This window comes from Faecalispora sporosphaeroides DSM 1294 (assembly GCA_000383295.1).
Taxonomy (GTDB): domain Bacteria; phylum Bacillota; class Clostridia; order Oscillospirales; family Acutalibacteraceae; genus Faecalispora; species Faecalispora sporosphaeroides.
In genome coordinates, this window is the sequence record KB911066.1 from 1 (window position 1) to 13,137 (window position 13,137).

The 13,137-nt window shown below is 54.1% G+C and carries 12 protein-coding genes; 6 read left to right on the forward strand and 6 right to left on the reverse strand.

The features are described from left to right. Nucleotides 1-278 precede the first annotated feature (278 nt). Nucleotides 279-458 (forward strand): TetR/AcrR family transcriptional regulator, encoded by a 180-nt coding sequence (locus G340_RS0100005; RefSeq protein WP_020071603.1) that lies wholly within the window; start codon nt 279-281, stop codon nt 456-458. A 522-nt stretch (nt 459-980) separates the two neighbouring features. On the opposite strand, the gene G340_RS0100010 is transcribed toward G340_RS0100005, so the two are convergent. From G340_RS0100010 to G340_RS0100035, 6 genes are all read right to left on the reverse strand, one after another. Next, nucleotides 981-1,370, reverse strand: a complete 390-nt coding sequence (locus tag G340_RS0100010) for a GNAT family N-acetyltransferase (protein ID WP_407635350.1) — start codon at nt 1,368-1,370, stop codon at nt 981-983. A 34-nt stretch (nt 1,371-1,404) separates the two neighbouring features. Then, nucleotides 1,405-2,817 (reverse strand): Asp-tRNA(Asn)/Glu-tRNA(Gln) amidotransferase subunit GatB, encoded by a 1,413-nt coding sequence (gene gatB / locus G340_RS0100015; RefSeq protein WP_020071605.1) that lies wholly within the window; start codon nt 2,815-2,817, stop codon nt 1,405-1,407. Then, a complete protein-coding gene (gene gatA / locus G340_RS0100020; protein WP_020071606.1) occupies nt 2,817-4,280 on the reverse strand; it encodes an Asp-tRNA(Asn)/Glu-tRNA(Gln) amidotransferase subunit GatA in 1,464 nt (487 codons plus the stop codon). Before gatA ends, gatB begins: the two co-directional genes overlap by 1 nt. 14 nt (nt 4,281-4,294) lie before the next feature. Further along, nucleotides 4,295-4,573, reverse strand: coding sequence for an Asp-tRNA(Asn)/Glu-tRNA(Gln) amidotransferase subunit GatC (gatC, locus tag G340_RS0100025; RefSeq protein ID WP_020071607.1), 279 nt, complete (start codon nt 4,571-4,573; stop codon nt 4,295-4,297). 173 nt (nt 4,574-4,746) lie between these two features. Continuing rightward, nucleotides 4,747-6,495: an aspartate--tRNA ligase gene (gene aspS / locus G340_RS0100030; RefSeq protein ID WP_020071608.1), complete on the reverse strand. Its 1,749-nt coding sequence runs from the start codon at nt 6,493-6,495 to the stop codon at nt 4,747-4,749. A 322-nt stretch (nt 6,496-6,817) separates the two neighbouring features. After that, the gene (locus tag G340_RS0100035; RefSeq protein ID WP_009060056.1) at nt 6,818-7,588 is read right to left on the reverse strand and encodes an IclR family transcriptional regulator; all 771 of its coding nucleotides are present in this window, start codon (nt 7,586-7,588) and stop codon (nt 6,818-6,820) included. 262 nt (nt 7,589-7,850) lie between these two features. On the opposite strand from G340_RS0100035, the gene eda reads away from it, so the two are divergent. From eda to G340_RS0100060, 5 genes are all read left to right on the forward strand, one after another. Beyond that, entirely contained in the window at nt 7,851-8,816 is a 966-nt protein-coding gene (gene eda / locus G340_RS0100040) for a bifunctional 4-hydroxy-2-oxoglutarate aldolase/2-dehydro-3-deoxy-phosphogluconate aldolase (protein WP_020071609.1), read from the forward strand. Between the two features lie 114 nt (nt 8,817-8,930). After that, nucleotides 8,931-9,950, forward strand: coding sequence for a PfkB family carbohydrate kinase (locus G340_RS0100045; RefSeq protein ID WP_020071610.1), 1,020 nt, complete (start codon nt 8,931-8,933; stop codon nt 9,948-9,950). A gap of 206 nt (nt 9,951-10,156) precedes the next feature. Continuing rightward, nucleotides 10,157-11,182 (forward strand): sugar kinase, encoded by a 1,026-nt coding sequence (locus G340_RS0100050; protein WP_020071611.1) that lies wholly within the window; start codon nt 10,157-10,159, stop codon nt 11,180-11,182. Nucleotides 11,183-11,443: 261 nt separating this feature from the next. Then, on the forward strand, nt 11,444-12,220 hold the full coding sequence (locus tag G340_RS0100055) for an AIM24 family protein (RefSeq protein ID WP_027103788.1): 777 nt from the start codon (nt 11,444-11,446) through the stop codon (nt 12,218-12,220). Nucleotides 12,221-12,236: 16 nt separating this feature from the next. After that, entirely contained in the window at nt 12,237-13,001 is a 765-nt protein-coding gene (locus G340_RS0100060) for an AAA family ATPase (RefSeq protein ID WP_020071613.1), read from the forward strand. Nucleotides 13,002-13,137 lie beyond the last annotated feature (136 nt).

A 13,137-nucleotide genomic window follows, 5' to 3' on the forward strand; every position in this document is an offset into this window, starting at 1 on the left:
GGTGGGCGCATATTGTGGCCGCCTTTTTGTTATACTCTTTTTTCTACACTGAATTTTCTTGAATTTGGGGCTTGACTTTTGTTAGCAGGACTCCCATTAACTGGTTAAGAATGCTTTCAGAATACCATAGAACGGTTGTAAATTCCATGTTCTTTTGTAAATCATTTCAAATGTTTTTTATGATATGGTAAAAAATCAGAGGCGATTGACATTGTGAGTGCAGCGATATATAGAATGAATAAAAAGCGACTATACAGTCGCAAAACAGGGTGGGCGCAATGGGCCAAAAAGGGGAGAAAACGAAGCAGCAAATCCGTGCTGCGGCGCTTGTTTTTTTCGAGTTGGGCTATACAAGAGTTTCGATGCAGGACATCTGCATGAAAAGCGGACTGAGCAAGAGCGGATTATATCGGCATTATGAGGATAAATCACAGCCTTTTATGGTTTATTGCAATTGAAGAAAAAGCAACAGAACGTCTCCTACCTGAGCACGCTTCGGCAATATCGATTTTAAATCGCTATTTTGTCCATGTGAAATCTGAAATAAATCGTGAAAATCCTAATATTGTTTTTGCGGTATATGAATTCTGCTTGGAAAAGAAATCCGATTATTTATTAAAAACTATGAAACATGCGTGCAAAAACATCCTGCATGTAGAACATGTTATGTTAAGCGTACGGACGGAATCCGTTCGGCTTTACCCGTGGTACAGAGCCTTTTGACACAAGGAAGGGGGAAGAACCCAATGGTTCTTCCCCCCGTTTGCCATTTGAATGGAGATTGTTTTACGTCCCCTATCTGTAAGGCGAACATTCTGAGGTGCCAAGCGGATCAAATTCTATTCATTTCAGAAAAGAATCCCGAACCAATTGTTTCGCTTCCGCCGGCACCAAAAAAACGGAGTGTTTTTTATGGCAAGGCTTCAGCAAAGTCGGTTCTTCGCCTGAACTTCCTCGACAATAGCATGTGCAGGATGCGCTTATTTATTGCTGGAAATTTCTGAATCCAAAAGGGCCGAGAATTCCGGATGTTTTTGGAACCAGCCCACCGCATAAGGGCAGGTGACAATTGCCTTTTTGCCTTGTGCGCGAATCGCGTCGATGGCCGCCAGCATCAGCTGCCCGGCTACGCCCTGGCCGCGCAGGGAATCGTCCACAAACGTGTGGTTGATGTCGACCGTGGTGGCGGAGCGATTGGGAAATGTGATCTCGGCAATCAGTTTTCCGGCTGCGTCCTTCGCGAAAATGCGGTTGGTCTCTTTTGTAAATTCCATAAAACATCCTCCTTTTTCTATGAATTCCCACTTATGAGCAGAAATAAAATTTTGGTTTCTCCCTCGCTGTAAGCGGGGGAGAAACCTGTTTTTCACCTGCTTCAATGGAAGAGCAGTGTGAATCAATTAATTACGAAATCAGCTCGATCAGAATGCGTTCCACTTCCAATGCGTCCGCGCGCCCGCGGCTGGCCTTCATCACAGAGCCGAGCAGGGCCTTGAGCGCCTTTTCCTTGCCGGCACGGTAATCCGCCACCGCATTGGGATTCGCGGCCACAGCGTCCTCACAGAACTTTTTCAGGTCGCCGGTGTCCACGCCGCTCAAATCGCTTTCACTCAGGAACTCCGTGGCGGGCTTGCCGCTGTCGAGCATTTGATCCAGCGTGGATTTGAGCAGGTTCATGCGGATTTTGCCGCTGTCGAGCAGAAGCACCAGGTCTTTCAGGTAAGAGGCGGGGATCGAAACCTCAAATTTCTCTTTGGCGTCGTCATTTTCCATCCGGCGGAAAATCTGGCCGATGATGCAGTTCGCAACAGTTTTGGGATTCTTCACACCGTCGCTGGCCGCTTCAAAAAATTCCGCAATCGCGCGGGATTTGGTCAGCTGCAGCGCGTCGGCCTCCGGCAGCCCGAACTGGCTGATATAGCGCACGCGCTTGACCTCCGGCAGCTCCGGCAGAGCGCGGCGGATCGCCTCGACCTCTTCGTCCGTCACGTGGATGTTCACAAGATCGGGATCGCGGAAGTAGCGGTAGTCGTCGGCGTCCTCTTTATTTCTCATGCTGGAGGTTGTGCCGTCCGATTCGTTGTAGCGCAGGGTTTCCTGCGTGATTTTCCCGCCGTTTTCCAGCACGTCGATCTGGCGGGTGTATTCGTAGTCGATCGCCTTGGTCATAAAGGTGATCGAGTTCATGTTTTTGATTTCGGTGCGGGTGCCGTACTCTTCGCTGCCCACCGGGCGCACGGAGATGTTCACGTCGCAACGCATGGAGCCCTCCTGCATTTTGCAGTCGGAAACACCGATAAATTTCATCGTAAGCTGCAATTTTTCCACATACTCGCGTACCTCGTCGCTGCTGCGGAAATCCGGCTCGGTCACGATTTCAATCAACGGAACACCGCCGCGGTTGTAGTCCACATAGGTGTTGCCGCCCTGGTGAACCAGCTTGCCCGCGTCCTCTTCAATATGAATGCGGTTGATGCGGATTCTGCGCCCGTTTGAAAGATCGATATATCCGTTTTTGCAAAGCGGCATATCGAACTGCGAAATCTGGTAAGCCTTGGGCAGATCGGGATAGCAGTAATTTTTGCGGTCCATTTTGGAAATATTTGAAATTTCGCAGTTGGTGGCGAGGCCCGCCATAATGGCATACTCCACCACTTTTTTATTGAGCTTCGGCAGTGTTCCGGGGAACCCGAGGCAAACAGGGCAGCAGTGGGTGTTCGGCTCGCCGCCGAATTTCGTGGAGCAGCTGCAGAAAATTTTTGTTTTTGTGGAGAGCTCCACGTGGGTTTCAAGACCCGATACCAGTTCGTATTTCATTATCGCACCCCCATTTTCGCCGCGCGAAACACCGTTTCTCTGGTCGCCTGCTCAAACTGGTAGGCGGCGTTGAGAAGCGTGGCCTCGCAGAAGGAATTTCCGATCAGCTGCAGGCCGATGGGAAGACCCTTTTGGTCAAATCCGCAGGGAAGAGAGAGGGCCGGAATGCCCGCGATATTGACCGGCACGGTGCAGATATCCGTCAGGTACGTTTCCACCGCGTTTTGGGCGGCCTTGCCGCGCTCGAAAGCGGTCATCGGTACGGTGGGGGCCGCGATCACATCGCAGCGCTCAAACGCGGACTGGAACGCCTGCACCAGCATCCCGCGCAGGCTCTGCGCCTTTTTGTAATAGGCGTCATAGTAACCGGCGCTGAGCACATAGGTGCCGAGCAAAATGCGGCGCTTGACCTCCTTGCCGAAGCCTTCGCTGCGCGTTTTGGCGATCATTTCGTTGACGTCGCCGTAGTTTTTCGCCTTGTAGCCGTAGCGGATGCCGTCAAAACGGCCAAGGTTTGAGGAAGCCTCCGCGCAGCTCAGAATGTAATACACCGGCAGGGCGTAAGAGAGCTGGGGCAGATCAATCTCCACCAGCTCCGCGCCAAGCTCGCAGTAAACCTGCATGGAGCGCTCCACCGCTTCGCGCACCTCGTCGCGAACACCGTCAAAATACTGCCTGGCAAAGCCGATGCGCATGCCCTTGATGTCCTTTTTCAGGGTGCCGCAGGCCAATTCCCGCGCGCCGCGCGAGGTGGAGTCCCTCGGGTCCTGCTTTGCCAGAGCGTCGTAAACCAGAGCGGCATCCTCCACGCTGGTGGCGATGGGGCCGACCTGATCGAAGCTCGAGGCATAGGCCACCACGCCGTAACGCGAAACCGCGCCGTAGGTGGGCTTTAAACCGACGATGCCGCAGAAGCTGGCCGGCTGGCGGATCGATCCGCCGGTGTCGGAGCCAAGGCCGTAAACCGCCAAATTCCCGGCAACGGCGCTGGCTACGCCGCCGGAGCTGCCGCCCGCAACGTGAGCGGTACTGTGGGGGTTCCACGCGCCGCCGTAAACCGAGGTTTCGTTCGAGGAGCCCATGGCGAATTCGTCCATATTGGTTTTGCCGAGAAGAACAGCGCCCCTGCGGCGGAGCAGCTCCCACACGGTGGCGTCGAATACCGGGCGGTAACCCTCCAGAATTTTGGAGCCGCAGGTGGTTTCGATTCCCGTGGTGGAGATGTTGTCCTTCAGAGTCATGGGAATTCCCTCGAGGATATCCAGCGTTTCGCCGCGGGCGATTTTCGCGTCGATCTCCCGCGCGGCGGCAAGCGCGGTTTCCGGCGTTGTGTGAACATAGGCGTTGAGGGCGGGATTGTCCGCCTCGATCGCCCCGATATAGGTTTTGGTCAGCTCCTCGCAGGAGAATTCCTTTTTCTGCAAAGAGTCGTGCAGCTTTTTGATTTTTCCATAATCTTCCATTCAGTACACCCGCCTTATCCTCTTTTTTTCACCAGGAAGTAGCCGTCCTCCTGGCTTTCCGCGTTGCGCAGAATTTCCTCAGAGGGAAGAGACGGCTCAACGACATCCTCACGGAAAACATTTTCCAGACGATTGATATGATCGAAGTCGGAGGATTCCACCGCGGCCTGATTGATCGTATTGGCGAAATTGATGATTTCGTCCATGTCCTTTGTAAAGGCCTCCAACTCATCCTCACGGATTTGGAGCTTTGAGAGCCGCGCAATTTTTAATACATCCTCATGTGTGACCATGCGGAAACGCCTCCTTGTCGCTTTCTGTTTTTCTCTTGCGCATACAAATGCAGAGAAAGAGATATACAAAATATAAAAAAGCAGTTCATGTCTTTCCCCGCCGCAGACCGGGAAAAACACCGCCGCGCCTCGGATCAGGCAGCTTTTCGGCAAATTGCCGGCAATGCCGATCTTTATCTGATTTTAATATGAACCTCGCGCAGCTGTTGTTCGGTTACTTCGGTAGGCGCGCCGAGCAGCAGATCCTGCGCGTTGCTGTTCATGGGGAACGGGATGACCTCGCGGATATTCTGCTGCTCGGTCAGCAGCATCACCATACGATCTACCCCGGGGGCCATGCCTGCGTGCGGCGGAGCACCATAGTGGAACGCGTTGTACAGCGCGCCGAATTTCTCGCGAATATCCTCTTCGGTGTAGCCCGCGATCTCAAACGCCTTCACCATAACCTCGGGGTCGTGGTTTCTCACCGCGCCGGACGAAAGCTCCACACCGTTGCACACAATGTCGTACTGGTAGGCGAGAATCTCTTCGGGGTTCTTGGTCTGCAGCGCCTCAAGACCGCCCTGGGGCATGGAGAAGGGGTTGTGCGTAAAGATATATTTTCCGGTTTCCTCATCGATTTCATACATGGGGAAGTCGACGATGAAGCACATCTCAAAGCGGGATTCATCGATCAGGTTCAGGCGTCTGCCAAGCTCTGTGCGGATTTGTCCGGCCAGCTTTGCGGCAGCGTCGCGCTCGTCCGCGATGAAGAAGATCACGTCGCCGGGGATCAGGCCCGCGCGGGAGATCAGCTCCCCGCGTTTATCGTCCGGCAGAAATTTATTGATCGGGCCCTTGTATTCGCCCTCGCCCGTCACGCTGATATAGCCAAGGCCCTTCATGCCGATTTCGGTGGCGAATTTCAGCATGTTCTCAAAAAAGCTCTTCGGCTGGGCGGTGCAGCCCGGCACGCGGATGGCGCGGATCGTCTTATTTTTGAAGGGCGCAAAGGTTGTGTTGTCAAAAATGTCGGAAATATCGATGATCTCAAGTGGGTTTCTCAGATCAGGCTTATCCGTGCCGTACCTCAGCATGGATTCCTGATAGGGAATGCGCACATAAGGGGCCTTCGATACCTCTTTGTTCGAGAACTTTGCAAATACCTCGGAAAGCACCTCTTCCGCGACGGAGAAAACATCCTCCTGCGTGGCGAAAGCAAGCTCAAAATCAAGCTGATAGAACTCGCCGGGGGAACGGTCGGCTCTCGCGTCCTCGTCGCGGAAGCAGGGAGCGATCTGAAAATACCGGTCAAAGCCCGACACCATCAGCAGCTGCTTGAAAATCTGCGGGGCCTGCGGCAGCGCGTAAAATTTGCCGTGATGCTTGCGGCTGGGGATCAGATAGTCACGCGCGCCCTCGGGGGAAGAGGTAGAGAGAATGGGTGTCTGAATCTCCAGAAAGCCCATCTCGGTCATTTTCTGGCGCAGAAAGGAAATCACCTGCGAGCGAAGCACGATATTATTGTGAACCTCCGGGTTTCGCAGATCCAAAAAGCGGTATTTCAATCGAACGTCTTCCTTGGTATCTGTGGAATTGGGAACCTCGAAGGGGAGCGGCTTTGCCACCTTGCCAAGCACAGTCAGAGTGTCCGCCTTGATTTCCACCGTACCGGTCGCCAGCTTGGGGTTGATGGTGTCCGCATCGCGCAGGGTCACCTTTCCCTCAACGCTGATGGTGCATTCACGCACCACGTCCTGCAGCATGGCTTCGTCGTGTACAACAACCTGCACCACGCCGTAATGATCCCGCAAATCCAGAAACTGCACACCGCCGTGGTCGCGGATATTCTCCACCCAGCCTGCCACGCGGATCGTCTGGTCAATATCGGTTTCACTCACCCGGCCGCACAGGCGGGTGTGATATTTGTTAGCGCAAATCATATCTCAATTAATCCTTTCGTCTGCTCAGATTTCTGAAAACAATTACAGATAATTATACCATCAAACGCAGGGGGTTTCAACAAAAGCCGTACAGATTTTGCATAAAAACCTTCCATTTCCCGCAAAATTCGCTGGTATTTGGTATTTTATTAGAATACTATCTGAAAAAGCTGTTGGTTTATTCGCCGCCGAAGGCAGGGAATCAACCGTCATTTTCCCGCAAAGCGGCTTTTGCGATGATTAGGATGAGAAAAAGTCTTTCCCGCATATTTCCCAAAAATCCATGCAGGCCCAAAAACGCGCGCCCGTTCTCAGGCCGGGATTACTTCCCGGAAAACCCCAGTTCCTGAGAAAGGCCGCGCTTGGTTTCGAGCACATATTCCGAAAGCTCCAGCACGCGTTCGTCAGACATGCGCGATACCGGGGCGGAAATGCTGAATGCGTTTGAGGCGCGGCCGTAAAAATCCGTTACGCAGGCCGCGATGCAGCGCACGCCCAGCTCGTTTTCTTCGTTGTCAAGTGCGTAGCCCTGGCGCCGGATGAGCTCGATTTCCTCCATCAGCTGCTCGAGTGTGACGATCGTGTGCGGGGTAAAGGGACGGATCTTGCTCTGCTTCCACACCTCCCGGATTTCGCTGTCCTTCATCTGCGCCAGAATCGCCTTGCCGACCCCTGTGGAATACATGGGCTGTCGCAGGCCGATCCGCGACACCATGCGGATGCTGTTGGCGTCGGATTCCACCTTATCCACATAGACGATGTGCGTGTTTTCGCGCTGAACGAAGTGCACGGTTTCGTGTGTCTGCCTCATCAGGCGCTCCAGGTAAGGGTGGGCCACCGCAAGAATATCGAGCTTCGAGAGAAGCATCCCTGCCAGCCCCAGAATCTTATAGGTGGGCAGATATTTCCCCGATTCTTCCTCCTGCCGCGCATAACCCATCAGAATGAGGGATTTCAGCAGGCGGTGCACCGTGCTTTTATGAAGGGAAAGGCGGGTGCTCAGCTCGGTCAGCGTGACCGGGCCGTTTTGCACCAGAGCCTCCAGTATTTCAAAAATACGCTCTGCCGACTGAACGGGATTTGTTTGGGGCATACAGCGATTTCTTCCTTTCCAATGGATGAATGATTTTAGATGACAGTGACTGACCATCAGGATTCGATGAGCATTGTGCCTGAAAATGGGTACAAATCGTTCCTTTTGAATTCGTGTTTTTATAGTATCACAGTGTTTGGGGAAAAACAATTGGAAAGCTGTCAGATTCTATTGACTTCACGCGTGGAAACAGTATAATAAAAGTACAAAGAAAATGAAACTTGGTTCCACATTACGAAACTTTGGTAAAGAGGTGCTGAACATGAATGATGTATTGAAAAAGATCGGTGCGATCGGAATTGTTCCCGTTGTTAAAATCGACGACGCGAAGGATGCCGTACCGCTGGCAAAAGCGCTGTGCGAAGGCGGCCTGCCCTGTGCGGAGGTAACCTTCCGTACCGATGCGGCAGAGGAAGCCATTCGTGCCATTGCAAAGGCATACCCCGAAATGCTCGTCGGCGCAGGCACGGTTCTGACGACCGAGCAGGTAGACAAGGCGGTTGCGGCGGGCGCTACCTTTATCGTCAGCCCGGGCCTGAACCCCAAGGTGGTAAAGTACTGTGTGGAGAAGGGCATTCCGGTCACCCCCGGCGTATCGAACGCGAGCGACATCGAGCAGGCCATTGAGCTTGGCCTCGACGTGGTCAAATTCTTCCCGGCCGAGCAGGCGGGCGGCCTTGCGATGATCAAAGCGCTGGCGGCCCCCTATGTGAAGATGAAATTCATGCCCACCGGCGGCATCAACGCGAAGAACCTCAACGAATATCTGGCCTATCATAAGATTTTGGCCTGCGGCGGCAGCTGGATGGTAAAGCCCGAGCTGATCAGTGCCGGCGAGTTCGACAAGATCCGTGACATGACCCGCGAGGCGGTTCAGACCATGCTGGGCTTTGAGCTTGGCCATATCGGCATCAACACCAAGGATGCGGCCGAGGCCGGTGAGCTGACCGACGCGTTCAGCGACATTTTCGGCTTTGCTAAGAAAGAGGGAAGCAGCTCCTTCTTTGCCGGTACAATTATAGAGATCATGAAATATAAGGGCTTTGGCGATCACGGCCATTTCTCCATCAACACCAATTCCCTGCCCAGAGCCATCAGCTATTTTGAGAGCCGCGGCATCGAGTTCGATCCGGATTCCGCGAAATACGATGACAAAGGCAATATGACCATCATTTATTTCAAGCGCGATTTCTGCGGCTTTAGAGTTCATCTTGCCCAGAAAAAGTAATAGGAACCGAATCAAAAATCATATTTGCTGAAAAACAGAAATTTTCCCCTCGTCTTCGGCGGGGAGCGGAAAACGTTTTGGAAGCAATCACTATGTTATTTGGAGGATTTTCAGATGAAAGTAGTTACCTTTGGAGAAATCATGCTGCGCCTTGCACCGGAAGGCTATTATCGTTTTGTTCAGGCAGAGAGCTTTGGCGCCACCTATGGCGGTGGTGAGGCAAACGTGGCGGTATCCCTTGCCAATTTCGGCATTGACGCCAGCTTTGTCACGAAGCTGCCGAAGCACGACATCGGCCAGAGCGCCGTTAATTCCCTGAGAAGATACGGCGTGGATGTTTCTAAAATCACCCGAGGCGGCGACAGAGTGGGCATCTACTTTTTAGAAAAGGGTGCCAGCCAGCGTCCGTCCAAGGTCATTTACGACCGCGCCGGTTCCGCGATTGCGACCGCACAGCCCTCCGACTTCAATTGGGATGATATTTTCGAGGGCGTGGACTGGTTCCACTTCACCGGCATTACTCCCGCGATCAGCGACAGCGCGGCGGCAATCTGCCTTGAGGCCTGCGAGGCTGCGAAGCGCCACAATGTCACCGTCAGCTGCGATCTCAATTACCGCAAGAACCTGTGGTCCCGCGAAAAAGCCGGCCAGGTGATGGGCGGGCTGATGGAGTATGTCAACGTGTGCATCTCCAACGAAGAGGACGCCAGCGACGTGTTCGGCATCAAGGCGGCGAATACCGATATCACCGGCGGCAAGATCAGCCACGAGGGCTATAAAGAGGTCGCGAAGAAGCTGGCCGATACCTTCCACTTCGACAAGGTTGCCATTACCCTGCGCGGCTCCATTTCCGCCAGCGACAACAACTGGGCGGCCATGCTGTACGACGGCAAGGACTACTATTTCAGTAAGGATTACCTCATTCGCATTGTAGACCGCGTCGGCGGCGGAGACAGCTTTGGCGGCGGCCTGATTTACTCCCTGCTCAACAGCTATGCTCCGCAGGATGCCATTGAGTTTGCGGTGGCGGCCAGCTGCCTGAAGCACTCGATCGAGGGCGACTTCAACCAGGTTTCTGTGGACGAAGTCAACAAGCTTGCCAAGGGCGACGGCTCCGGCCGCGTTCAGAGATAACATTCGGGCGAATCAGCGCCGCGCTGTGCGGTGTGCGGAAAGGGCTCCCGGAGAATCATTCATCCGGAGGCCCTTTCCTTCATCAGAGACGGCTCTGGGAAATAGAGGCTGATACCAAAATCTGCAATGAAACAGGGAAGAGAACCGGCATGATCCACTGTTTTGCTTGGCAGAGCAGAGTTATTCGTAAAAAAGGAGCAGATGTCATGGAATCCAAACGACCTTTTGACGCCATCACCTTTGGGGAAATCATGCTGCGGCTTTCGCCCACCATCAACGAGCGGATCGTTGACGGGGTGGTCTTTGAAAAGCGCGCGGGCGGCTCTGAGCTGAATGTTTCTTCGGGCCTGTCATTGTTAGGACTGCGCACGGGCATTATTTCCAAGCTTCCGCGCAGCGAGATCGGTACCTTCATCAAAAACCGCATCCGCTTCGGCGGCGTCAGCGATGACTTTCTGCTGTACGACGAAAGCCGCGATGCCCGCCTGGGAGTCTATTATTATGAAAACGGCGCGCACCCCAGAAAGCCCTGCGTGGTGTACGACAGAAAGCATTCCTCCATCAACAGCATCACGCTTGAGGAAATCCCCGAATCCGCCTACACCAGCACGCGCGTGTTCCACACAAGCGGCATCTCTCTGGCGCTGAGCCGGCAGACCCGCGAGGTGGCGCTGGAGCTGGTCCGCCGTTTTCGCGCGGGCGGGGCAAAGATTTCGTTCGACGTGAACTACCGCGCCAATCTGTGGGAGGAGGACGAAGCCCGGCGTACGATCGAAAGCATCCTCCCGTACATCAATATCCTGTTCGTGTCCTCTGAAACGTCGCGCAGAATGTTCCGGAAAACCGGCGAGCTGCACGACATCATGAAGAGCTATTGCCAGGACTACGGGGTAGAGGTGGTCGCGACCACCAACCGGCAGATCATCAGCCCCAAGCAGCATACCTTCGGCTCGATTCTGTACAGCGCCAAAGAGGATCGGTTCTATGAGGAAGAGCCGTATGCCAACATCGAGGTGGTAGACCGCATCGGCAGCGGCGACGCGTATGTGGCGGGCGTTTTGTTCGGTTTGCTGAAATACGGCGATCATCAGAAGGCGCTGGAATTCGGCAACGCGAGCAGCGCCGTGAAAAATACGGTGCCGGGCGATATGCCGGCCTCCGATTTCCGCGATATTGAGCGTCTGATAGAGGAGCACCAGAACAAGGGCCTTCAGAGCGAAATGAACCGCTGATCAAACTGAAAAAGCACAGCGCAGATGAATTTTCTGCACTGTGCTTTTTTTGCTGTATTTGCAGTATGGGGGAGGGGGATTTGAGGGCGTTCCTTGACTTTGTAAATCTGTTTCTGTAAGATAAAATCACAGGATATGGTTCTGGTGGCAAAAAACAGAACGCACAGAGCGTCTGTTGCTTTCTATATCAAAAGCAGTTTTCTGCCAAGGGCCTTTCGGCACGCCATGAATTCCGACCAGAAATCGAAGGGGGAAATGGAAATGTATCAAATTTCAAACTTTATCGACAACGACGATATTACCACGCTGGCTTCTTTGGGGGCCTTCACCGTTCTGGAGTATCAGCGCGACCTGAGCGTTATGCCGCAGGATGCGCAGATCGCTTATTTTGCGAATGCAATGAATGTGCGCAAACGCCAGGTTGTATGTGATCTCAGCAAAGCGAACGGCGGGATTACCCTGCAGGCCGGCGCGATGCAGTGGACGGCGGGGAACGTGAACGCCACCACCGGCATTAAGGGCATGGGCGATTTTCTGGGCAAGGCGATGCGCGGCAAGGTAACGGGGGAATCGGCGATCAAGCCCGAATACACCGGCAACGGCACTTTGGTGCTGGAACCGACCTACCGCCACATTCTTCTGATCGATCTTCAGGATTGGAACGGCTCCATCGTGCTGGACGACGGCCTGTTTCTGGCGTGTGAATCCACCCTCAAGCACAAGGCGGTCATGCGCTCGAACCTCTCGTCGGCAGTGGCGGGCAACGAGGGCCTGTTCAATCTGGGCGTCAGCGGCAGCGGCATCCTCTGCCTGGAATCCGTTTGCCCGCGGGAGGAGCTGGTCGAGATCACGCTGCAGGACGACATTTTGAAGGTGGATGGAAACATGGCGATCGCCTGGAGCGGCAGCCTGAATTTCACGGTGGAGCGCTCCGGAAAATCGCTGATGGGCTCCGCTGTTTCCGGCGAGGGCCTGGTGAATGTATTCCGCGGAACCGGTAAGGTTTTGCTGGCCCCGGTCGCACAGGGAATTGCGTGATCAGAGAGGGGAGAGCTTGGAGACGCAGTACCTCAGGCGGGTAGAGCTGACCGGATTACCGGAGCGGCGCTGCTACTGGAAGGAGCTTCCGGCGGTTCAGAGCCTGCGGGAAGGCCCGCTTTTGCTGGAACAGCCGGTCACGTTTCTGGTGGGGGAAAATGGGACGGGAAAATCTACTTTGCTCGAGGCGATCGCCGTGGCCGCCGGGTTTAACCCTGAGGGCGGCACCCGCAATTTTTCCTTTTCCTCCAGAGAAACGCATTCCGAGCTGTATGAATACCTGCGGCTTGTGAAGGGGTACCGCCGCCCAAGGGACGGCTTCTTCCTGCGTGCCGAAAGCTTTTATAATGTGGCGACGAATATCGATGAGATGGATGAAGCGCCGTCCTTCAGCCCCAAAGTGATCGAAAGCTACGGCGGTGTATCGCTGCACGAGCAGTCGCACGGAGAAAGCTTTCTGGCTCTGGTGCTCAACCGGTTTGGGGGAGACGGCTTGTATCTTCTGGACGAACCGGAGGCCGCATTGTCCCCGTCGCGCCAGATGTCGCTGCTGGTGCATCTTCACCGTCTGGTCCAGCGGGATTCCCAGCTCGTCATCGCGACGCATTCTCCGATTTTGATGGCATACCCCGGCGCGTGCATCTATGTGCTGTCAAAGGACGGCGGGATTCGCCGCACCGCGTATGAACAGACTGAGCATTATGTTGTGACCCGGGAGTTTTTGAACCACCCGGAAAAGATGCTGCGGTATCTGTTTGAAGAAAAAGGCCCCGTCGATTAAAAGCAGGGATTTGTCATTCTCACCATGTAGGCGGCTGCGCTTCATTTTTCGGGAGACCACAGCTTCACTTTTGAAATGCAATACCCGTAATAGAAACTAAAATAAGAATTAAAAGGGGCTTTGCCGATGAAACCGG

Bases quoted from the DNA above. Each gene is read 5' to 3' on its own strand.
- gatA (WP_020071606.1), bottom strand. From the start codon at position 4,280: ATGGAAGATTATGGAAAAATCAAAAAGCTGCACGACTCTTTGCAGAAA.
- gatC (WP_020071607.1), bottom strand. From the start codon at position 4,573: ATGGTCACACATGAGGATGTATTAAAAATTGCGCGGCTCTCAAAGCTC.
- G340_RS0100035 (WP_009060056.1), bottom strand. From the start codon at position 7,588: ATGCCCCAAACAAATCCCGTTCAGTCGGCAGAGCGTATTTTTGAAATA.
- eda (WP_020071609.1), top strand. From the start codon at position 7,851: ATGAATGATGTATTGAAAAAGATCGGTGCGATCGGAATTGTTCCCGTT.
- G340_RS0100055 (WP_027103788.1), top strand. From the start codon at position 11,444: ATGTATCAAATTTCAAACTTTATCGACAACGACGATATTACCACGCTG.
- aspS (WP_020071608.1), bottom strand. From the start codon at position 6,495: ATGATTTGCGCTAACAAATATCACACCCGCCTGTGCGGCCGGGTGAGT.
- G340_RS0100050 (WP_020071611.1), top strand. From the start codon at position 10,157: ATGGAATCCAAACGACCTTTTGACGCCATCACCTTTGGGGAAATCATG.
- gatB (WP_020071605.1), bottom strand. From the start codon at position 2,817: ATGAAATACGAACTGGTATCGGGTCTTGAAACCCACGTGGAGCTCTCC.
- G340_RS0100045 (WP_020071610.1), top strand. From the start codon at position 8,931: ATGAAAGTAGTTACCTTTGGAGAAATCATGCTGCGCCTTGCACCGGAA.
- G340_RS0100005 (WP_020071603.1), top strand. From the start codon at position 279: ATGGGCCAAAAAGGGGAGAAAACGAAGCAGCAAATCCGTGCTGCGGCG.